Below are 22,091 nucleotides of genomic sequence, written 5' to 3'. Positions count from 1 at the left end.
AGAGCCTTTTGATCAATGGGGAGATGAAAGGATAGCTGCTCGCCAGGGAGCAACCACCGAGATGGGCCCTGAAACGCAATTATCAATACGCGGTGCGTTTATTGGGAGAAAAAATCCCACATGACGTCATTGGCCGAGATCGCTTGCGAGGGAGGTTCATCGCCGCGCGGCTTGCTTCCGCCCGGCCAGGAGTGCCCACCCGTCTCGGTTACGCACAGCTGTACTTTCACCGCACCTGCACAGTGGGAATATTGCTCGCAATAGGCGCCCGGCTTTTCCAGCACTCGCCGTGGCTGGCTGCCGCACTGGTTTTGTTTTACCCATTTGGCGATGGTCGCCGGAACAGAAATGAAGTCGGTGACCTTGGACTCATCCCTGAATTTTTCCCCTGCGCCACCATTAAACAGTACGCGATCATCGTTCGCCGCGTGGATATGCAGAATCGAAACGGGTTTGCGCGGTGCGCAGCTGAGCGTATTGTCAGTGCCAGCCACGGCGGCAATTGCGGCAAAGGTATCGGCCATTTCACAGGCCAGGCGATAGGACATCATGCCGCCGTTGGACATCCCTGTTGCGTATATGCGCTGGCGATCAATCATTAACTCAGCAGATACTTTGCGCAACATGGCCCGCACGAATCCCACATCATCGCTATTTTTGTCGCGCGCATTGGCGCAGCAGGCGCCGGCATTCCAGGTGGCAAATTTGCCCGAGCGGAATTTGCTGTAACCATTGGGAAATACCACAACGAAACCTGCAGCATCGGATTTTGAAATCAAGCCGTAGTATTTATCCTGCGCCATATAATCGCTATCGCCCCCACCGCCATGAAAGGCCACGACCAAGGGTGTTGGCGTTGCCGGGTTATAAGCGCGTGGAACGTGGATTCGATAATGACGATTGACCCCATAATGCAGCAGGCTGCGCTCATAATCTCCGGGTTTGGTTATGGGCACATCTGGCTGTGCATCCGAACGGCGCTCTTTGATGCGTTCGCGGATCGTTTTATCCCCGCTAGTTGCCAATACCGGCAACGTCAGCAACAAACCGGATAGGAAGCAACCGATCACAAGACATAGAGTTCGCGACTTGTGCAGGGTAGATAAATTGGTCATCGCCGATGTCTCCTAAACGCTGTGGGAATTACCGGGGTATTTTTACCGCAGAATATTTCTGCTGCACAGCCCCGCAGTGCTACCATTAGCACTTTCAACTCTGCCCATTTATTCATGAAGATACCCAAGCGCCTGCAACCTCTGGTCGATGATGGTTTGATCGACGAGGTTTACTACCAACTGATGAGCGGCAAAGAGGCCCAGGTTTTTGTCGTTAGCGCCAATAACCAGGTGCGTTGCGCCAAGGTCTATAAAGAAGCGCATAAACGCAGCTTTAAGCAGGCAGCGCAATATCAGGAAGGGCGCACAGTGCGCAATTCACGCCGCGCGCGCGCCATGGCCAAGGGGACCAAATTTGGTCAAAAAGAAGCCGAGGAAGCCTGGTTAAATGCAGAAGTAGAAGCGCTCTATCGCCTCGCGCAAGCGGGGGTTCGGGTACCCGAACCCTACTGGTTTTTGGAGGGTGTGCTGGTGATGGAGCTGGTCGTCGATGAAGAAGGCGACCCGGCGCCGCGTTTGGATGATGTCGCCTTTGATGCAGACACCGCGCGCGATTACCACGGCCGCATGATGCAGGAAATTGTACGCATGCTCTGTGCTGGCCTGGTTCACGGCGATTTATCTGAATTTAATGTCTTGATCGATCACTCGGGCCCGGTCGTCATTGATTTACCCCAAGCCGTGAATGCAGCGGGCAACAACAACGCCAAAATGATGTTGCTGCGCGATGTAAATAATATGACCCAGTATTTCGGCCAGTACGCGCCGGATTTATTAGTCACCCATTTTGGTGAAGAAATTTGGGATTTATTCGAGCACGGCAATTTACACCCCGCAGTAAAACTCACCGGACAATTTGCGCAAAGTAATGTGGATGCCGATATCGCCACCATGATGCGCATTATCGAACACGCCAAACTGGAAGAGGAAGACCGCAAAGAGCGCGAGCGTATGGCGCGCAACGGCGAGTTTTAAGTGCGAATAGCGGGCAACAAAATTAACGCACGCAACCCACCCAGGGGGCTGGTTTCCAGCGCCAATTTACCGCGACAATGTTCCACTATGTCGCGCACTATGCCCAAGCCCAACCCATGCCCCTGAATTTGCTCGTCAAGACGCGCGCCCCGCGTTAATACTTGCTCGCGCAATTCCGGCGCTATACCTGGACCGTCGTCATCAATCGTAATGACGTAATGCGCATGTTCCAACACAATGTTAATAGCAACTTTTTGGTGCGCCCATTTGCAGGCGTTATCTAACAAATTGCCCAATAACTCCAAAATATCTTCGCGATCCCACGGCAAGCGCATGCCAGGTTCAGCGCGCCACTCCAATTGCAAATTGCGCTGATGTATTTGCTGCAAGGTACTGCATAGATCCGGCAACTCTTTTGCGCAATCAAAATAGGCTCCGGGCAGAACCTCGCCTGCGAGTCGAGCGCGACCCAACTCACGGCTGATGCGCTCTTGCATACTTTGTAACTGCTGACGAAATTGATCGCGCAATTCAGGGTGAGCATTTAATTCGTGGCGGTTAGCAAGGCTGAATAAAATCGCCAGAGGTGTTTTTAACGCGTGCCCCAAATTGCCCAACGCATTGCGCGAACGACTGAGTGTGTCTTCGGTGTGATGCAATAAATGATTGATTTGCTCGACCAAAGGTTTTAGCTCATCGAGCGTTGGTTGATCGAGCAAGCTGCGCTGCCCCTGCTGCAACTGCGCGATTTGTACGCGCACCTTCTCCAACGGCAGGAGCGCGCGCTGAACCAGATAACGCTGAACTAATACCAGCAGTATTAGCGCGATCATACCTATGCCGGCACTAATCCATTGCCAGCGATGGAAGCTCTGCAGAATCGGTGTGTAATCCTGTGCGGTAATAATCTGGATATTGTTACCGTAGCGGCGAAAGTCCGCGCGATACACCAATAGCTCTTCCGCTTCCGGGCCATCCACCAAACCAGCGTGCAAACCCCGGGTTTTCGGCAGAGGCAAGTGGTAATCCCACGAAGAGCGCGAGCGCCACTGTTGTTCGGGAAACACAACCACAAAATAGGCCCCGGAATAGGGGCGTTTGTAACTGGCAGACAAACGCTGCTGATCCAACTCCACCCCATTAGCACCGCGTACCAGCGCCGCGAGCAGCGTTTCTGCTTCGTGGTGCAAATGCGTTTGCCAATAGCGCCTCAGCCCCTGATCAAGCAACCAGAAACTAATTTGTGCCAGCACCAGGCCAGTAATAATTAACAAACCAACCAGGCCAATACCCAGTCGCTGTTGAATAGAATTCATCGTGCGTTTAAACAAAAAAATAATCTCGCGCTAGCACGTCCTTTTAACAACAGCATCCCTGGCCACCGGCCTAATTTTTTTGCAAGCGATAACCCTGCCCGCGCTTGGTTTCAATCAAGTCCTTACCCAGCTTGCGCCGCAAATGATTAATATGCACTTCAATCACGTTGGAATCACGCTCAGTTTCACCATTGTAGAGGTGATCGTTTAATTGGGTTTTGGAAATAATTTTTCCTTCATGCAACATTAAATAGCGCAACAAACTAAATTCTGCTGCAGTCAATTCGATGTGTTCACTATCGTTTACTACACACTGCCGCGCTTCATCCAGTTGCAAACCGCCGGCATGAATTTGCGGTTGATTAACTCGTCCGTGTACGCGACGTAGCAATGCTTGAATACGCAATTGCAGCTCTTCTGGATGAAAAGGTTTGGTAAGATAATCATCGGCGCCCGCCTTTAACCCTTCAATACGCTCAGCCCAGTGGTCGCGCGCGGTTAGAATTAATACCGGGCAATGCATTTGCGTTGCGCGCCATTCACGCAGAATTTCCAAACCGGATTTCCCCGGCAAGCCAACATCCAGCAGGATTAAATCGTAAGGTTCAACGGCACCTTGAATTAATGCATCGCGCCCATCAGCCAGCCAATCCACTGCGTAGCCCGCGCGTTTTAAATCGGCTGTCAATTCATCGGCCAGTGCCACATTGTCTTCGACGATTAGGATACGCACTAGTCATCCTCCTCGTCTTTTAAAATTTTGCCGGTGGACGCATCAATTTCCAGTTCGCGCACCAGGCCTTCACCCGTGGCGAGTTCCACCTCGTAGATATAAATATCGTCATCCTCTTCCAATTCCACTTCCAGTAGGCTCGCTTGCGGATGACGTTGTGCAATTAACGATAATACTTGTTCGAGCGGAATAATTCGGCCCTGCTCACGCAGACGCAGGGCTTCGTCTTGCGACAAATCGCGCGCGCTCACACTGCTGGTGAGCAACAACAGTAACAACACAACGCGAGCGACAGAATTCATAACAGTTCCGATGGATTAATCGTCTTGCCGGTTTTTCAGAATTTCACCAGTGGCAGCATCCAGCTCCATATCCCATTCCATACCCTGAGCATCGATCAGTTCTAATTGATAAACGTAACGGCCCCATTCTTTATCCAGCTCGGCCTCGTAAATAATCCCTTTGGGGTGCTGTGCCGACACAATCTTATTCAAGGTTTCAAAAGTGACGATGTTACCAGAGTCACGCAGCTTCTGGGCGTCATCCGCACTCAGGTCACGTGCCTGAGCCGTTAAACTCAGCAGGGTCAAACTGGCGGTGATCAATGTAATCAGTTTCATGTTAAAGCTCCTCATTCACAGTAAAAATTGGGGGGTTATAAATCCGCGTTAGCGATGTCGACCCACCAAGAATAAGGAGACTGGATTAAATGAAACTTAATTCGACCACAATTGCCAAGGTAGATTGACGCCCGGATACACCCTGTAGATACTGCTCACTTGGATCGGCACAGCCGGTTTTACGGAGAAATGTAGTTAATAACTGAATGGAGCGAATTATGTTCAGACGTGTATACCTTGGGATTCAACTCGGCATTTTGCTTTTTTGTACTATCACCAGCGGCGCTTACGCCACCGTCAACCTGAAAGACTACGGGGGCCTGCCAAATATGAGCATGGTCACGATTTCACCTAATGGCCAACTTCTCGCGTATCGCAATACCACAGAAAAGTTAGATGCATTAGTGGTTCTTTCACTGAGCGATAAAAAGGTGCTCTCAACAATTGATCTATCAAACATTGAGCCTGATGGAATATTTTTCATTAACGATGACCAAATTATTTTTCGCGCATCTGAATACACGCGCGTAGCCGGCTTTCGCGGCAAGTTTGATTTGAGCACCGCATTTGTACACAGCATTAAAGACAAGAAAACCCGTCAACTGCTAATTCCCGGCGAGAAAATTCTTGCGGGGCAAACAGGTCTTGGCGGAATTGTTGGAATTACTCCCGATGGTAACTACGCGCTAATGCCAGCGTTTACCCAGGTTGACAACCATTTCCCCACACCTAAATACGCACTTTATAAAGTTAATCTGAAAAAGAAAAATCTGCGCGTAGTCCACGCTGGTGATTATCAGGCCGTTGATTTTTTTGTTAATGCAGAAGGCGATGCCATAGCCCAGGAAGAATTTGATGAGCGAAATAGCGAGCACCGCATCCTGAGTTTGCAAAATAATAAATGGGTGAAAATTTTCAGCGAAGAAACCAAAATTCGCAATCGTGCTTTTGTCGGCCTGACTCCCGATTACAAATCGCTAGTCATGCTGCTTACCGACGAGTCAAATCGCAAAAGCTACTACACCATGAGCCTTGCCGATGGCAGCATTAAGGGCCCATTACTCAGTAGGGACAATGCTGACATTGAAGGTGTAATTACCAATGTTAACCGTGTGGTCTTTGGTGTTCGTTACTCCGGTTTTACCCCCAGTTATCAGTTTTTTGATGAAAAGCTAAATCAACGGATGAAAGACGTGGTTGCGCAGTTTCCGGAACAATCAGTGTGGCTAATCGATTGGAGCCCGGATTGGAAGCACTGGGTAGTGAATGTAGAGGGCTCTGCTTACCCGGACGATTTTTTTCTATTTAGCGACAATGCCGAACCCAAGTTTCTCGCGTCAGGCCGTCCAAATATTTTACCGGAGCAACTTCACCCTATTGGCAAAGCAACTTATGTTGCCCGTGACGGCATGAAAATTCCGAGCTTGCTTACTATTCCGCGCGATAAAGTTTCGGCGATAAAAAATTTACCTACCATCATTTATCCACACGGTGGCCCCGCCAGTTATGACCGAATTGGTTTTAATCCCTTTGCACAGGCATTGGCAGCGCAGGGCTATTTGGTAATGCAACCACAATTTCGCGGCTCCACGGGTTTTGGTTACAACCATTACCAATCCGGCCTGGGAGAATGGGGCAAGAAAATGCAGGACGACATCACTGATGCCGTAAAATTTCTCACCTCCAAAGGTTATGCGGACCCTAAACGCATTTGCATTATGGGAGCCAGCTACGGCGGCTATGCAGCCCTCGCCGGTGGTGCATTTACGCCGGAATTGTATAAATGCGTGGTGTCGATTAACGGTTTGGGAGACTTGAACGACATGTATTCCTGGGACAAGTCGCAAGACGGTGCCAAGAGCGAATCCGCTGCCTATTGGGCGCTGCAATACGGCAAAGGCGATATTGATAAAAATAAGCTGGCGCAAGTATCGCCACTTAATTCCGCCGACAAGTTTGGTGCGCCGGCATTATTGATTCATTCAGAGAATGACAAAATAGTGCCGATTCGCCAATCGCAAGATATGGCTAAGGCACTGAAGAAAAACAACAAATCTGTTGAACTGATTGAATTGGAAGGGGACAACCACCACCTCACAGAGGGCCCAACTCGCCAGCAAGCCCTTGAGGCCAGCATCAAATTTATTAATGCTCATCTGCAATAAATTCTGAACCTTCATGCACTATTGAATTGCATTTGTTATCACCCCTGAGCCGCACAGGCCAGGGGTTATTTTTTTCGCAACCAATTCACAAGCAGATTATTGCCAAGCTCGCCACACAATATTTGCCAACTTCAAACAATATGAAATTTACCACCTGGCGTTTATGTGCCAAAAGTAAGTGCTTTACGAAAATTTTCACAAAAACGCACAAAGTTTCACAACTCTGCAGCGCGTAGATTTTTATACTGGCCCGAATCTTCCATGGAACAGCCTGAATTTCCCAAGCTAGGTGGTATCTGCTTATGAACTCCGGAATCCGTATACCCGCTGCACCCCATTCCGCGTCCTACCATTTGCCGTTGGCGCGCGCGCTGCGCGTTATGCATTTTGTCGCCGATGATTCGCTACCGCTGCAAACTGCAGTGGCGCAATTGGTGCAAGCCGCAAAAACTGATACCCAACTGGATGCACTGTTGGTAGTAGATAGGAATGCAAACCTCCACAACGACAGCCACTGGCACAGCGAAGGTATTTCCTTCAAGCAACTCAGCAGTTGGTCCAGCATTGGCCGCAGTTACGAATTTTATCGGCTCTGCCGCGAGTACCAGCCAGATGCCGTATTTATTCACTCACTCAATACCACCAACTGGTGTCGCACTGCATGCGCGCGCGCCGGCGTTAAACATATTATTGCGGTCAATCAGAATGACGTAACCGCTATTCCCTATGGCATCGCCTTGGAGCAATTTGCTAAGGCCGATGAAGTGCCACTGGGCCTGCGTATTCCAGGCATTATTATGCCCAGTGGTTTTAGTGGCTCTTTTCATTTGCAATTAATTCGTGCACTGGCCTGTTTGCGTGAAAAACGCTTGTACCCGCGCGTATTTCTCACCGGATCCGGTAAGCGTCGCGATCAACTCGCGGCGCAACAACTTGGCACTGCCTTGGGACTGGACAATCAAATTCGCATCGCCGAACACTGCAGCAATTTGCCGTTTTTATTGATGCATCATCAAATTGCGATTATTGGTAACCCCGAGCAGCATCAATTGCATATTGCGCAAGCAATGGCTGCCGGCTGCGCAACTATAGGCATTACCGACAATACCGCTAACGCTGGCTCGTTAATTCAGCAAGAGCGCGACGGATTATTACTGGCCAGCGATTCGCCCGAGAGGCTCGCCGAAAAACTTGAACGCTTGCTGCGCAATTCTGCGCAAGCACAGCAATTAGCACGCAAAGCGCGCTTGCGTGCACTGGAAGATTTTTCTTTATCGCGAATGCAAATGGCTTATCAACAAATTTACCAAAACCTTAGCGCGGCTTTCATACCTCCCCATGTTGCGGCTTAATCGGCAAACATCAGGCGAGCACAAAGCTCGCCTGCGAAGGGCCGAGCCTTAAAGCATCTGACCACCGGAAATTTCAATGCGCTGCGCATTAACCCAGCGGTTGCTGTCAGAAAGTAATGACGCGATCGCCGGGCCTATATCGTCTGGCACACCGACACGCCCCAGCGCCGTCATCGCGGCAATTTGCTGATTAAGTTGCTCATTGTCGCGCACCTTCCCACCGCCAAAATCCGTTTCTATCGCGCCGGGCGCCACAACATTCACTGCAATACCGCGCGCACCCAATTCTTTCGCCTGATAACGAGTAAGCACTTCGATGGCCGCTTTCATCGCCGCGTAAGCAGAGTAGCCCGGGTAGGTGATGCGCGTTAAACCGGTGGATAAATTCACAATGCGCCCGCCGTCATTGATCAGCGGCAACAGCGCCTGGGTAAGGAAAAATGTTCCTTTCAAATGGATATTCATCAACAAATCAAACTGGGCTTCCGTAGTTTCTGCAAAGCTTGCGTGCACACCGATACCGGCATTGTTAACCAGAAAATCGAAGCGCTCGCGCTGCCATTGTTCGCCCAGTAATTGCTGCAGACGCTCCGCGAACCCGGCAAAGCTCGCGGCTTGCCCGACATCCAGTTGCAAGCTGGCGGCCTGTACACCCAAGGCTATCGCCTCTGCCACTACCGAGTCTGCCTCTTGTTGTTGACTGTGGTAGGTAAAAATAACATCCACGCCCTGTTTGGCTAAGGCCAACACGGTGTTTTTGCCTAAACCGCGGCTGCCGCCGGTAACTAATGCAATCTTGTTCATAACTGCCTCGCTGAAGATGTTGGATATCTAGGGATCACGAAAATTTATTCAGTGAGGCCAGTCTATTACCGGGCATAAGTTAGATAAATCAGCAAAAAATGACTAGACTGTTCGTATATTACGATCAATGAGCGCAATACATGAACAGATTGGACGCCATGCAAATCTTTGTGCGTGTTGCGGAGTTGGCGAGTTTTACCCGCGCAGCCGAGAGCCTTGGGCTACCCAAAGCCAGTATTTCTACCCAGGTACAGCAACTTGAAAGCCTCTTGGGGACGCGGTTGTTACACCGAACCACACGCCGGGTACAACTCACGCTCGATGGCCAGATTTTTTACGAGCGCAGTAAAGATTTACTCGCCGACGTGGATGAACTGGAAGGACTGTTCCAACAGGGCGCCACTAACCTGACGGGGCGTTTGCGAATCGATATGCCCAGCGCCATGGCCAAGAACCGCATACTGCCACGTCTACCGGAATTTCTTGCACAGCATCCGCAACTGCAATTGGAAATCAGCAGCACCGACCGCCGTGTTGATTTAATTCGCGAAGGTTTTGATTGTGTAATCCGCGTGGGAAAATTAACTGATTCATCGCTGATTGCACGCCGCTTGGGCACGCTGGAATTATTAAACTATGCAAGTCCCGCCTACCTCGAACGTTTTGGTGTGCCCCAATCGCTGGACGATTTATCCCGTCATCATTTAGTGCACTACACACCCACACTGGGAGCGAAATCCGGGGGATTTGAATTTGTGCAAAACAATGAGCACAAAACAATTGCCATGCAGGGCAATATCACGGTGAATAATTCCGATGCTTATCAAGCAGCCTGCCTCGCCGGATTTGGCATCGCACAAATTCCACGCATTGGTGCGCAAGAATATGTTGCTCAGGGGCGGCTCGTTGAATTACTCACGAACCATCGCGCCGAGCCGATGCCGGTATCACTGCTCTACCCGAATCGACGCAACCTGGTGCGACGTGTACAAGTTTTTATGGATTGGGTGAGCGCACAACTGCGCGGTTATATCGATTGATACAAGAAGGTAGCGCAAAAAAAACTCACGCACAAAACTTCACAATATTTATCCATAGGCTCTTTATACTCCGCCGCAATTCATAAGCCCTTTATCAGGCTCGATGTCAAACTTGTTTTGCAATGGGTAAACACTCATGAATGCCGGACTGTGCTCCACCAATTACTCAAGCCGATCACCCTGGCTCAGTATATTAATTCCGATTTATAACGTTGCGCCCTATTTACACGATTGCCTCCATTCAATTGCATCGCAAGCGTCAGCGACAATTGAAATCATTGCCCTGGATGATTGTTCGACCGACAATTCGCTGGAGATTTTGCGCACCTTTTGCGCTAGCTCACCAGTACCCATTCAAATCCTTCAGCACCCACACAATCGAGGCCTAAGTGCGGCGCGCAATACTCTGCTGGATAACGCGCGTGGTGAATATATTTGGTTTATCGATTCCGATGATATGCTGGCTCTCGAAGCGATTCAGTCACTACAAACATTAATTCACACCTATCCTGCTGATCTGATCCTCTGTGATTACAGTGTTTTGCACAGCGCGGAACGACTCAAACACCGGTTGCGCGATGAAAGCCATATTCACACTTTTCCCAAATCCGACACGACACTGATGACGGACTCCATCAAGTTATTTGAGGGAATTTTTCAAAAGCGCAAACTGCATATCTGGTCAAAAATCTCGCGTCGCTCACTGTGGAGCACCGATTTGCGTTTTCCAGAAGGTAGGGTAATGGAGGATATCGTCGTTACACCACGACTCTGCCTGCGCGTAAAAAATTACGTCCATGCCAGCGAGCCCTGGGTTATCTATCGTCAGCGCCCTGGCAGCATACTGTCCACACCCAGCCAGAAAAAAATTGATGACATGGCAATCGCGTGCAGCGGCATTCTGGATTTATGGCTAAAAGAACATCCGCAATTAACTGAAGACGCACGTTTTCGCTTTGCGCACTTTTGTGTGCGCACCCATATTTTTGTGCGGCGCGAATCGCGCGAACTGGCACCTGCCCAGCGGGGCGATATAAATACCTATCGTCAACACTTTCATACTCATGTCCAGTGGAATAAAGCCAGAGTGTGTTGGGAATATATTCGGCGCGGATGGCTATGGAAATTGCGCCGTTTTCTAATGGATTACTAATCGCTAAATACGTCGTCCGATATATATGCCCGTAATTCGCCAAACGAGCAGATCTACAGCTACACTAATCATTCAGCCGTTAACTTTGAATGATTAGTACTTTATGACGATTTGCCCAAAATGTAATTACCAACGGCAAGCCCATGATGCGCAGCTGCACCCGGATATTTGTCCGCATTGTGGCATTGTGTACAGCAAATTTATTGCACGCCAGCAGGAACAAACGCTGCAGGATAAAAATGAAATCCTTGATGAAGATACAAAAACAAAAGCTGGAATCCGCCAGCAATTAATTGCCGCGTTCTTGCAGGTTCCGGAAAAAGCAAGCAAGGAAACTTTCTATGCACGTTTGGGGTTGCTTATCGCCTTCGGCGTTTGGGGGTTTTATTTCATCAGTGCTGGTGTGGATTGGGAAAAAATCGGCAGCTCCTTTATGCACAATATCAACCTGCCATTTCACGAGTTCGGCCACTTGTTATTTATACCCCTGGGCGAATTTATGATGATCCTCGGTGGCAGTTTATTTCAAGTGTTGTTACCACTCCTGTTGACTTTGGTGTTTGTGTTCAAACAAAAAGATACTTTCGCCGGCAGCATTACTCTTTGGTGGTGCGGACAAAGTTTTATCGATGTTTCACCCTATATCGCCGACGCTCAATATCGCTCGCTGCCTTTAGTCGGTGGCGGCGGTGAAGAGTCCCACGACTGGGGCAATTTGTTAACCATGCTCGATGCACTTGAACACGCACCGGCTGTGGCGAACGCGAGTTTTGCCTTTGGATCTTTCATTATTCTTGTCGCGCTAGCATGGGGAGGATGGATTTTAAAATTACAACGACAACGTCTGGTTCCTTTTTACGATCATATTTGAATGCAACATAACCATTCTTCTCTAATAATCAGAAAAGATAAATTTGATTTCTATTCCGGCTTACAAGTTGATCAACAAGATGGACAGGTGGGGTTCGCTCCTCAGCCTGCGAGGTCATCCACAACCAACTCAAGCCTCATATTCCGCTTCACGTAATACCGCGAGAAACTCTTCGCCGAAGCGCTTTAACTTGCTCTCGCCCACGCCGGTAATGGTGCGCAGCTGTTCCGGGGTAAGTGGGCGGAATTCCAGCATTTCGCGCAATGTCGCATCGTGAAAAATAACGTAGGGCGGAACTCCTTGTTCTTCAGCCAGGCGTTTGCGGCAGGCGCGTAACGCATTCCATAGCGATTGATCCTGCGTATCTATAGCGTGCGATAAATTCGCGCGGCGCGGTGAGCTGACGGCCAGTTTTAGGTCGCGACGCAGATGGATTTTTTCCTCGCCGCGCAAATAGGGTCGACAACTTTCATTCAACACCAGCCCACCAAACCCATCGCTATTGACATCCAGCAGGCCGCGCGCCACCAACTGGCGAATAATGGATTTCCATTCATCCACACTGAATTGCTTGCCAATGCCGTAGGTGGACAAGGTGTGATGATTAAACGAAAGTATTTTTTCATTGTTGCTGCCGCGCAGCACATCAATCACATGACCAGCACCAAAGCGCTGGCCGGTGCGATACACACAAGACAGCGCCATTTGCACAGCTTCGGTTGCTTCCCAGGTTTGCGGTGGCGTTAAACAGCAATCACAGTTGCCACAGTTTTGCGCGAGATTATCGCCAAAGTAGCGCAACAAACTTTGCCGGCGACAAGAGGTAATTTCACACAAGCCGAGCATCGCATTGAGCCGCTGCTGTTCGTTGCGTTTAAATTCTTCGCTGCCTTCGCTTTGCGCCATCATTTGGCGCAACTTGACGACATCTTCCAAGCCGTAAAGTAACAAGGTGGTTGCTGCTTCGCCATCGCGCCCGGCGCGACCGGTTTCCTGGTAATAGGCCTCAATGCTTTTGGGCAAATCCAGATGCGCAACAAAGCGCACATCGGGTTTATCGATACCCATACCAAAGGCGATAGTCGCCACCATAATGATGTTGTCCTCGCGCAAAAACCGCTCTTGATGCTGCTGCCGCGTTTGCGCTGCAAGGCCCGCATGATATGGCAGTGCCGTAAAACCTTCGCTGCACAACCACTCGGCAATTTGCTCAACTTTATTGCGCGATAAGCAATACACAATGCCCGAGTTGCCCGCTTGCTCTTCACGCAAAAACCGCATCAATTGGATTTTAGGATTATTTTTCTGCGCGATGCGGTATTGAATGTTGGGGCGATCAAAGCCGCTAATAAATTGTTGCGCATTGTGCAATTGTAAACGCGCGACAATTTCATCGCGTGTGCGCAAATCCGCAGTGGCCGTTAAGGCGATGCGTGGCACCTGCGGAAATTCGCGGTGCAGTAATTCCAGTTTTAAATAATCGGAGCGAAAGTCATGCCCCCATTGCGACACGCAGTGGGCTTCATCAATGGCGAACAGGGAAATTTTTAACGAGTGCAACAGCTCCAGGGTGCGCGGCTGAATCAAACGCTCGGGTGCGATATAAAGTAAATCGAGTTCACCGCGCTGCAACGCCGCTTCCGTTTGCCACCACTCCTGTGACGACAATGTCGAATTTAAAAAGCCCGCCTTCACGCCTAGTTCGCGCAGCGCACTTACCTGGTCTTGCATAAGTGCAATCAACGGCGAAATCACAATACCTACACCCTCGCGCACCAAGGCCGGAATTTGGTAGCACAGGGACTTACCCCCGCCGGTGGGCATCAGCACCAGCACATCCTCGCCACTAATCAGCGCATCAATCACCGCCGCTTGCGGGCCGCGGAATTCGCGATAGCCAAAGATGGAATTTAAAATTTTGAGCGCTTCACTCATGGTTTACACTCCACCGTTTAAGCACGTAACGGAAGGGTGATGGGCAGAACTGCCGAAGAAGCACGCATTATGGGAAGTTTGCATCGATAACCTGTGTACGGGTTGATGAATACGTTCATCAAAACCGCAATTTTTCAGCAAAATGATGAATATATCCATCATTTTGTTGGATTTCGAATGCGCAAAGCCAGCTGCCCTGACTGGATGCATGAAGCGGGTTAGGGGCTAAACAAAAAAGAAAGGTGCGGCCTGAAAATTCAAAAGCCGCACCTGGGAGGCCTGAAAGAGGGTTGGCTAGTCTTTCAGGGTTTTACGCAAAAAGGCGATTATGTCGTTTACCGGCTCTACGGCATCTTTATCAAAACAACTATTAGCCCAGTTACAGCCGTTATCCAAATACGCGTGGTTTTTACCGGGGTAGACTTTGTATTCCACCGGTTGTTTGCCCGCCGTTAACAAATCCACATAGGCCTGCGCCGCTTCTGGCGGTGTGGTTTTATCCAAGCTGCCTACATGGACAAACTGGGGAGGCAGTTTGTATTCACTGGACACCGGCACCCAATAGATGGGCGATACGGCTTTGTAGTAATCCGCATTGTTTTTGGTGGTGATCTTGTTACCGAACATTCCACGTGCTTCAGCATTGGCGAATTTCCAGAACATATTTTTCGGCGTTTCAAAATCGCCTTGCGCTGTTTTGTACAAATCAAACGCCCCGTAACTCACCACCGCCGCCTGCACTTTTAAACCATCTTCTTGCGCAACCTGCTCAGCGGTTTTTCCCGCGGGTAAATAGCTGGGTTTAAAACCGAGACTGGGGCCGGCAAAACCATCACTTTCCAATTGGCGGCCGCGTGTAAGGATCATGGTGGTAAGGTGCCCGCCCGCGCTGTCACCGGTTATGGCCACACGTGTTGGGTCGCCCCGGTATTCGGCGATATGGTCTTTCACCCACAGCAAACCGCCAAAGACATCTTCAATAATTTGATTTATGGCCACTGTATTGTTTTGATCGGCCAGCAAGCGGTAATTCATATTGGCCACCACCATATCGCCATCGCGCGCGATTTTGTTGGCCAGGTCATGCATGATCGAATTGTTATTCAGCAACCAACCGCCACCGTGGTAAATCACCAACACCGGGTAAGATTTTTTACCGGTTTGCGGAACGTAAATATCGAGCGTAAGCGGGAAATTATCCGGCTTGGCAAATTCAATCGCTTTATGGATTTTTACATCGGCGGCATTGGCAGTGACGCCAAGGATTGCCGTACAAAGAATGAAAAACAGTCGTAGGGAGCTGCGCATGATTACCTCTCACACTTATTTAGTTATTGAGCGGTAAGCATAGACAGGCAGGCGCGCGGGGAGAAGTGATAAGAGTCAACAGTTAAGCATCCTTGCTGTCACCTTTACCAATCTTGATGCTGGCGCTGCTGACGCTGGTCCAAACGCTGGTTGCGTCTGTCCAGTTCGCGATTTTGTTCATCGTAAAAGCGATTCATTTGATCCCGCTCGCGATTGAGGCGGTCGCGCTCACGATTCAAGTCATCGCGCTTTTGGTTAGCGATACGTGAAATTTCCTGATGATCGCTGTGGTGTTGATGCTGGCGATTTTGCCAGCGATCAATTTCGCGATTCTCTTCATCCAGATCGCGCATCATTGCATCAAACTCGCGGTGACGCTGCTCGCGTTCGCGATTGAGTTGTTCGCGGTCGTACTGGATTTCCCGCCGGTCGTCATCCACCCAATGGCGCTCGCGCGCTTGCGCAGGAACCACTTGTAAACAACTTATTACCAATAAACTGCCAAGCACCCATAGCGATTTTTTCATGATTATTCTCCGGTATTTTTCGCGCAGGCTAGGGCGCCGGGGCTGAATAGCAACTGAAAATTACGCTACCGGGAAAAGCGATTTTCAAACTGTGAAAAACTCGACAAAACCGCGATTTTTAACCACAAGGTAAACAATCAAAACGAACAGCGGCATGCCAATCCATGCCGGGCGACATGAATTGGTTGCACCATCACAAACAGGCACTTACTCCGTGCCTGCGGTTGCAGGCTCTTTCGCAAACGCCAAAATATCGCCCGGTTGGCATTCCAGCACTTCACAAATTTTTTCCAGCGTATCAAAGCGAATTGCTTTGGCTTTGCCGGTTTTTAACACCGATAAATTTTGCGGTGTAATGTCCACCAACTCCGCCAGCGTATTCAGCCGCATTTTGCGCTGCGCCAACACCACATCCAAATTCACAATAATTGGCATACAACCTCCTCAGTGTTATCCGGCTGGCCCACTAAATAGTCAGCTCGGATTCTTCGTTAAGGTCACTGCCAATTTCCAGCGCCCAGAGCAGCACATACATCAACCCAAAAAACATCAGCGCAAAAATAAAACTCACATCCAGATTCACGTTCACACTCACGCCCGAACTTTGTTGAATCATCCACACCCAGCTGGCAACCATCACCACCAAATACAAACCGTAAATCACCAAGCCGCTAAACAGCGCTTTGCGCGCATGGTCGATGGCCGCTTTATTAAAAATATCGCCCTCGGAAAAATGCCGGATCAACTCGCGAAAGTGAAAAATTATTTTTATCGCCACAAACATAAACGCCGACAAAGCACCCACCAACAACACCCGCTGCAACAGCGAAGGCTCCACATCCTTCATCTGCATATCGCGCACATTAATTTGCATCTTATTGCCAAACACCATCGCCGCCACCGCCAGCGGCCACACCACCCACAACACATAGCGCAAACCGCTCAGTGCCAGGTACAAATAACGGCTGAACTGTTTAATCCGTGCAATCCGCACATGCTGCTGAATATTCATAACTATCTCCTATCTCACTCCGTGGTTAATAACAGTTGGAGATTACATAATATCCACAAAACACCTATTTGCAACTATTTTTTATCGTTTATCGATAATTAAATACTGTTAATGGCTATTAGATAGCCTTCACTTAAACCCCAATTGCAAGCTCGATTCTCCGTAACCGCTTGAATTACACTCTCGGTGGTAAAATTTGTAGACTGGAATATCTACGTCATTGGCGTACAACTTAGGCCAGTGGAAAGGTGGTAATCATGAAAAAAGAAATGTTCGATGAGCTACTGGAAAGCGTTAAGGAAATGGATGCTATCGCAAAAGGCCAACAGCCATCCTCGCGCAGCTTTGATTTCCCTGACCCTGAAGTAAAAACTATCCGCGATCGCTTGGGAGTATCGCAAGAAAAGTTTGCCTTTTTACTGGGCGTAAGCAAACGCACCGTAGAAAACTGGGAACAAGGCCGCCGCCACCCAACCGGTCCCGCACGCTCTCTACTACGCCTTGTAGAAGCAGACCCGGAACATGCACTGCGCGCACTAAATACCTGAGGAAACAGGTTTAATTTTTGGCGGATTTGTTCCGTCAAACTGAACAAATCCAAGGTTTTTCAAACCAAACCGACCATTTTCGTGAGGTCACGAAAATGATCGGCAGATTCATAACCCACACTGGCCTTTGGCTTACAAAACCCCCGTCTGTAATGGGATGTATTTCACATCCGCCCCGTTTTGGTACAGAATCCGCCTTGGGAAACAGCTATGGAATACAGCGATGAACAATAAATACAGCATCACCGGCACAGAGGGTTAGCCCGTGGCGAATAACTGGCAAGAAGACGAACTGTTGCTAACGCTGCACCTCTACTGCCGCACGCCGTTTGGCAAATTGCACCACACCAATCCCGAGATTATTAAACTCGCCCAAATCATTGGCCGCACGCCATCGGAGGCCTCAGTAATTACGACTAGTTATTATTAACTCCTCGGATTCTATGATGTTTAGCGAAACTACTTATTACAAATCAGTTGAACAAACCCTTATGGGACTGCCGTCGTGGTGTAAATTCCTGCAAAAACTCGGGGAGGTAGCGATAACATCTCGGGGGTTGCGTATATTACTAGTTTGCCCTGAAGAGAATTTTTCAACTTTATTCCTAGCAATGGGTGCATTAAGGTCACTAGAAGTTAATAAGTCACTTTATTTGAAAATGAACCCTTGTGTATTCATTGCCGACTCTCGGAATGAAAATTGCGCCCACGGGAAAAAGTACCTTTTTGACTCGGAAGTGTACGAGTCCAATCAACATTTCTTCAAATTTATAGGCCCAGACCTATTATCCCGTTCGGTAAGTAGTAATGATTTCTACAACATCGTCATTCCGCAGAAAGATGAAGATAGAAACTTTTGGTTGGGCTCGAAAATTAGAACGTTCAAGATCCCTTCATTTTCAGAACGGGATGTGACATGGAAATCCGTAACTATTATTGGAAATAAGCGCAAATTATTAAATGCTGCAAACCAGAAATGGTTCTATGAAGAATGTAGCGACTTTTCAATAAGTGATGTAGTAGCAATTGAAGGACTCGTAGAAAATACAAAGGCGCACGCATCAATACGAGTACAGTCCACGGCAAATAAAAATGAACAATCGGAAAATTTTGAAATATGGAGCGGGAAAATTCCACCTATTGAAAACAAATCTGATCGCTCATTAATTGTCTGCCTAGATCGAACAACTCATGGTCTCAACGAACAGATTGAAACTTTTATAAACAGTTGTCGTATTCTTGGTCAAAGAGGATTGCGACCACTTACTTTAGAGGGGAAGCCAGTTGATCACCCTTTGAGTTCAATTTTAAAGCAAGCACCGCCATCTTTGGGAGTTTGTGCATTTGGATATATGGATTAACAAATGACGAGAAGAAAGTCTTTTGAATTATGGGGAGATTCAACTCCCGCGATAGTTAACATTATTTCTATCGAAAATGATGAATTTAATTCGTTTTTAACATCATGGTATAAGTTTAACAGTTTAAATATCGAAAATAGCATCTACATTGAAATATCAAAATTATTCCGCTCTATAGCGATAGATAATTTGCTTTCAATAAATAATAGATGTGTCAATTCAGATGAATTAGAAAGAAATAAAATTTTTGGTCAATTGGGTAGACTCTCAGAATCATACCCTGAATTCGATTCTATTTTTAAAAAATTAGAACAAAATTTGAAAGGCCTAACCAAAATACCTACAGTTGCATTAAGCGGGCTTGAATACGTACTTCTTGATGGGGCTGGCCTTAAATATAGCATGGGAGACAAATATTTACTTTGTGCTAAAGACTCTGAAACAGTCGTCAGTATCCAAGAAGCACTAAAAAACTGTGGATTAGATGGTATGTGTAGTGTCTTTACCCACAAGGATGTTGATGCTGAAGGAACCGATGATGTTGTGATATTTCTTGGGCCGATTTCATGGCATAAGCATGTGTTGGTTGATCCACCGTCCAAGCGAATAGTTTTTATTCAGCCATCATATTATTCAAATAAAATACCTCCCTCTAACATTTTTGAATTTGACTCATATGTTTACGGTCAAAGCCCTAATTTAGTTTCAATTGGTGAAATAATAAAAATTGCTCATAAAGGAGAGCTGTCTACTGGTGAAATAACAATGGAAGAATGCCAGGATATTCAAAATTTTCTGACTGCTGCTTTAGGTGATCAAATTGTAAAATCATCAGACAATTATATTGGATCAATGCAGCCTATGCATGCAAAGCTGGAAGTAAGGTTCGAAAATGGAAAGTCAACGACCGTAGAGAGTGATGATTATATCTGGATTATAAATTTAGATGGAACATTTGAGGAGAGGAAGGCTAATAATGAATTAAATGTGAGTGCTGGGGAGTACTTAGTTGAAATTATTAATTCTGGGGAATCTGGGGTGTCAGTAAAAGTTTTTGATCCAGATAATTGGCAGGAAATAATGGAAACGTGGAAGAAAAAACTGAAGCAAAATATTACACGAATTTCCTATCTGGAATCTTCTCTAAAGCGGCTTGGTGCTGTTTCTGCTACAGAAACAAATATTAAGAATTGGGTAAAATCTGAGTTTATTAGCCCGCAAAATACGAGGGATTTTATCGCTGTTTTGCTATTTGCTGGAATCGATCTACAAGAAGAGCAAGAAAAATATATCGAGCTAGCAAAAGTGGTTAAGGGTGGTCGAATCTTTGCTGGAAAAACTATTCATTCTGACAGTAGGGGGCGTGCAAAAAAAATCATTGAAAAACATATAAACGAGAGTGGCCCTAATTGGCTTGACTCCTTTACATCTAATATTCTGGTATTGAAAGAATATGAGTTTAAGTTGCAAAAAATATCGAATGTAATGTTTATCTCAAGTGATGTATCAGAGGTGGAAAACGTTTAAATGGCAAGACTAATCCCCTCCCACTATGAAGAAAGTGTCAAAAGCCCAGGCGAAAAAGAGCTATTTTTGCGGCTTAGGAATGATCCGCTAACAAAAGATTGGATTGTTATGCATTCTGTAGATGTTGCTCATCATAAAAGCAGAATTTCGGGTGAGGTAGATTTTTTAATTATTATTCCGAACAAAGGCGTTTTATGCCTTGAAATCAAAGCACACCAATTTATCAAGAGAGAAGGAGGTAATTGGTATTTAGGAAAAGATAGCAATGGAAAAGACAGAAGCCCGTTTAAACAAGTTAGTGAAACTATGCACAGCTTGCGCTGTTATTTGTCTTCGAGACATACCGCATTAAATGACGTCCCATTTTTTTCCGCGGTATGTTTTACTTCCGTAGAATTTACTGAAATATCACCTGAGTGGCGGCCTTGGCAATGCATTTCCTCTCGTTTTTTTAGAACTCGTGGCATTGGCGCAGTCATAATCGATTTGTGTGACAGAGAATTAGAACACTATAAAAATTCTGTATCCTTTTTGAAATACAAAAAAGAATATTTAAATGCCTATCAGATAGAGATATTACTATCGTTATTGCGGCCACCAATTGAGTTAAGCCAGTCCCCCGTTGAAAGATTACTTCAGCACGAAAATGAATTAATTCGATACACAGAGGAGCAATTCAAAGCGCTTGATGCTGCTCATTATAATGAGCGTCTCTTATTTGTTGGCCCAGCAGGAACGGGTAAAACGGTGCTAGCTATTGAGGCTGCTCGACGTTTGGCGATATCAGGGAAAAAGGTTTTATTTCTTTGCTACAGTAAACCATTATCATTACACATTGGAAACTTGATTGGCTATGGATATAGTAATATTAAAGTCATGACAATACATGGCTTAATGGCATCTTTTGCGCGTATTACGAAATATTTGGATACACCAGAATTTTGGAAATCTGTACTCCCTGAGTTGGCACTTGAAGCAATGCTTGGCGACAACAATTTTGGCCCAAGTTATGATGCCTTGATTGTTGACGAGGCCCAGGATATTTCGAGTGAAACACTCTGGCTCGATGTTTTGGAATTAATTCTAAAAAGCGGTCTTGCGGCTGGTATTTGGCAGATGTTTGGTGATTTTAAAGGGCAAGCTCTATTTTCTGATGGAAAATCAGAACAGGAACTTATAGGTAATCTTCGACAAAGAGCGAGCGATATTTCTATTTTTCCATTAACAATAAATTGCCGAAATAGAAAATCTACAGTAGAGCAAAGTTTATTAATTGGACGAATGAATGGACTCTATTCCATGATTCTTCGCTCCAGTGATAACGAAATCACTCCTGAATACAAATTTTATGAATCGGATCAATCCCAACAAAATGCCCTAAAAGAAGCAATTCTAAGTTATTTAAAAAGGGGCTATCCGCCTAGCTCAATGATTGTACTGTCCCCCAAAAGAGATGGCTGTGCAGCTCAATTGGCAAATTGTCCTACCTCATTCTCCTTAAGGCAAATAGATGAATGTGAGGCAAAAGATATTGCGTATACAACCATTCATGGCTTCAAAGGAATGGAAAGACCTATTGTATTTATAACAGATATTGTAGATCTGGAGTCAACTCAGTCTCGCATGCTTTTATATACTGCAACCACCCGGTCAACTGAATCATTTACATTGTTCCTGAGTCAAACTACGGAAATGCAACTAGCAAAATTAGTGATGGAGTCTAAATAAA

At 47.1% G+C, this 22,091-nt stretch carries 22 protein-coding genes; 11 read left to right on the top strand and 11 right to left on the bottom strand.

Annotated features, from left to right (window positions below; all coding sequences use genetic code 11):
- Positions 1-98: 98 nt before the first annotated feature.
- A complete protein-coding gene (locus D0C16_RS17560) occupies positions 99-1,115 on the bottom strand; it encodes a PHB depolymerase family esterase (RefSeq protein WP_151033560.1) in 1,017 nt (338 codons plus the stop codon).
- Positions 1,116-1,229: 114 nt separating this feature from the next.
- On the opposite strand from D0C16_RS17560, the gene D0C16_RS17555 reads away from it, so the two are divergent.
- Complete coding sequence (locus tag D0C16_RS17555) at positions 1,230-2,090, top strand: PA4780 family RIO1-like protein kinase (RefSeq protein ID WP_151033559.1); 861 nt, start codon at positions 1,230-1,232, stop codon at positions 2,088-2,090.
- Here D0C16_RS17555 and D0C16_RS17550 read toward each other — a convergent pair.
- The 4 genes from D0C16_RS17550 to D0C16_RS17535 form a co-directional block, all read right to left on the bottom strand.
- Positions 2,087-3,406 (bottom strand): ATP-binding protein, encoded by a 1,320-nt coding sequence (locus tag D0C16_RS17550; RefSeq protein ID WP_151033558.1) that lies wholly within the window; start codon positions 3,404-3,406, stop codon positions 2,087-2,089. The genes D0C16_RS17555 and D0C16_RS17550 overlap by 4 nt on opposite strands.
- A 70-nt stretch (positions 3,407-3,476) precedes the next feature.
- On the bottom strand, positions 3,477-4,139 hold the full coding sequence (locus tag D0C16_RS17545) for a response regulator transcription factor (protein ID WP_151033557.1): 663 nt from the start codon (positions 4,137-4,139) through the stop codon (positions 3,477-3,479).
- Positions 4,139-4,441 carry a PepSY domain-containing protein gene (locus D0C16_RS17540; RefSeq protein WP_151033556.1) on the bottom strand — a complete coding sequence of 101 codons (303 nt, stop codon included), beginning with the start codon at positions 4,439-4,441 and terminating at the stop codon, positions 4,139-4,141. The genes D0C16_RS17545 and D0C16_RS17540 overlap by 1 nt, the downstream gene beginning before the upstream one ends.
- Before the next feature lie 15 nt (positions 4,442-4,456).
- The gene (locus D0C16_RS17535) at positions 4,457-4,759 is read right to left on the bottom strand and encodes a PepSY domain-containing protein (RefSeq protein WP_151033555.1); all 303 of its coding nucleotides are present in this window, start codon (positions 4,757-4,759) and stop codon (positions 4,457-4,459) included.
- A 218-nt stretch (positions 4,760-4,977) separates the two neighbouring features.
- Here D0C16_RS17535 and D0C16_RS17530 point away from each other — a divergent pair, with 218 nt between their 5' ends.
- Together D0C16_RS17530 and D0C16_RS17525 are read left to right on the top strand one after the other, a co-directional pair.
- Positions 4,978-6,924: a S9 family peptidase gene (locus tag D0C16_RS17530; RefSeq protein WP_191968533.1), complete on the top strand. Its 1,947-nt coding sequence runs from the start codon at positions 4,978-4,980 to the stop codon at positions 6,922-6,924.
- 302 nt (positions 6,925-7,226) lie between these two features.
- Positions 7,227-8,276, top strand: coding sequence for a glycosyltransferase family 4 protein (locus D0C16_RS17525; RefSeq protein ID WP_151033553.1), 1,050 nt, complete (start codon positions 7,227-7,229; stop codon positions 8,274-8,276).
- Between the two features lie 48 nt (positions 8,277-8,324).
- On the opposite strand, the gene D0C16_RS17520 is transcribed toward D0C16_RS17525, so the two are convergent.
- Positions 8,325-9,080, bottom strand: coding sequence for an SDR family NAD(P)-dependent oxidoreductase (locus tag D0C16_RS17520; protein WP_151033552.1), 756 nt, complete (start codon positions 9,078-9,080; stop codon positions 8,325-8,327).
- A gap of 140 nt (positions 9,081-9,220) precedes the next feature.
- Between D0C16_RS17520 and D0C16_RS17515 the strand changes: the two genes are divergently transcribed.
- From D0C16_RS17515 to D0C16_RS17505, 3 genes are all read left to right on the top strand, one after another.
- Positions 9,221-10,120 carry a LysR family transcriptional regulator gene (locus D0C16_RS17515; RefSeq protein WP_151033551.1) on the top strand — a complete coding sequence of 300 codons (900 nt, stop codon included), beginning with the start codon at positions 9,221-9,223 and terminating at the stop codon, positions 10,118-10,120.
- A gap of 136 nt (positions 10,121-10,256) precedes the next feature.
- Positions 10,257-11,273: a glycosyltransferase family 2 protein gene (locus tag D0C16_RS17510; protein WP_151033550.1), complete on the top strand. Its 1,017-nt coding sequence runs from the start codon at positions 10,257-10,259 to the stop codon at positions 11,271-11,273.
- 103 nt (positions 11,274-11,376) lie between these two features.
- A complete protein-coding gene (locus D0C16_RS17505; RefSeq protein WP_151033549.1) occupies positions 11,377-12,144 on the top strand; it encodes a hypothetical protein in 768 nt (255 codons plus the stop codon).
- 129 nt (positions 12,145-12,273) lie between these two features.
- Here the strand turns inward: D0C16_RS17505 and recQ are convergent, their stop codons facing one another.
- From recQ to D0C16_RS17480, 5 genes are all read right to left on the bottom strand, one after another.
- Positions 12,274-14,079, bottom strand: a complete 1,806-nt coding sequence (recQ, locus tag D0C16_RS17500; protein ID WP_151033548.1) for a DNA helicase RecQ — start codon at positions 14,077-14,079, stop codon at positions 12,274-12,276.
- A 294-nt stretch (positions 14,080-14,373) separates the two neighbouring features.
- Complete coding sequence (locus D0C16_RS17495; RefSeq protein ID WP_151033547.1) at positions 14,374-15,387, bottom strand: alpha/beta hydrolase; 1,014 nt, start codon at positions 15,385-15,387, stop codon at positions 14,374-14,376.
- 104 nt (positions 15,388-15,491) lie between these two features.
- Complete coding sequence (locus D0C16_RS17490) at positions 15,492-15,914, bottom strand: hypothetical protein (RefSeq protein ID WP_151033546.1); 423 nt, start codon at positions 15,912-15,914, stop codon at positions 15,492-15,494.
- A gap of 207 nt (positions 15,915-16,121) precedes the next feature.
- Positions 16,122-16,349 carry a helix-turn-helix transcriptional regulator gene (locus tag D0C16_RS17485; protein ID WP_151033545.1) on the bottom strand — a complete coding sequence of 76 codons (228 nt, stop codon included), beginning with the start codon at positions 16,347-16,349 and terminating at the stop codon, positions 16,122-16,124.
- A gap of 31 nt (positions 16,350-16,380) precedes the next feature.
- Entirely contained in the window at positions 16,381-16,926 is a 546-nt protein-coding gene (locus tag D0C16_RS17480; RefSeq protein WP_151033544.1) for a DUF2975 domain-containing protein, read from the bottom strand.
- Positions 16,927-17,183: 257 nt separating this feature from the next.
- Here D0C16_RS17480 and nadS point away from each other — a divergent pair, with 257 nt between their 5' ends.
- The 5 genes from nadS to D0C16_RS17460 all read left to right on the top strand — a co-directional run bounded on the left by nadS (position 17,184) and on the right by D0C16_RS17460 (position 22,090).
- Positions 17,184-17,474, top strand: a complete 291-nt coding sequence (gene nadS, locus D0C16_RS17475; protein ID WP_151033543.1) for a NadS family protein — start codon at positions 17,184-17,186, stop codon at positions 17,472-17,474.
- 265 nt (positions 17,475-17,739) lie between these two features.
- Positions 17,740-17,904, top strand: a complete 165-nt coding sequence (locus D0C16_RS24080) for a hypothetical protein (protein WP_191968532.1) — start codon at positions 17,740-17,742, stop codon at positions 17,902-17,904.
- Between the two features lie 13 nt (positions 17,905-17,917).
- On the top strand, positions 17,918-18,835 hold the full coding sequence (locus D0C16_RS17470; protein ID WP_151033542.1) for a hypothetical protein: 918 nt from the start codon (positions 17,918-17,920) through the stop codon (positions 18,833-18,835).
- A 3-nt stretch (positions 18,836-18,838) separates the two neighbouring features.
- Positions 18,839-20,362 carry a hypothetical protein gene (locus tag D0C16_RS17465; protein ID WP_151033541.1) on the top strand — a complete coding sequence of 508 codons (1,524 nt, stop codon included), beginning with the start codon at positions 18,839-18,841 and terminating at the stop codon, positions 20,360-20,362.
- Entirely contained in the window at positions 20,363-22,090 is a 1,728-nt protein-coding gene (locus tag D0C16_RS17460) for a nuclease-related domain-containing DEAD/DEAH box helicase (protein WP_151033540.1), read from the top strand.
- Position 22,091: the final 1 nt, after the last annotated feature.

This window comes from Cellvibrio sp. KY-GH-1 (genome assembly GCF_008806975.1).
In the GTDB taxonomy this organism is placed as follows: Bacteria; Pseudomonadota; Gammaproteobacteria; order Pseudomonadales; family Cellvibrionaceae; genus Cellvibrio.
Note: the sequence above shows the minus strand (reverse complement) of the source record. Positions and strands in the feature narration are given on the sequence as shown.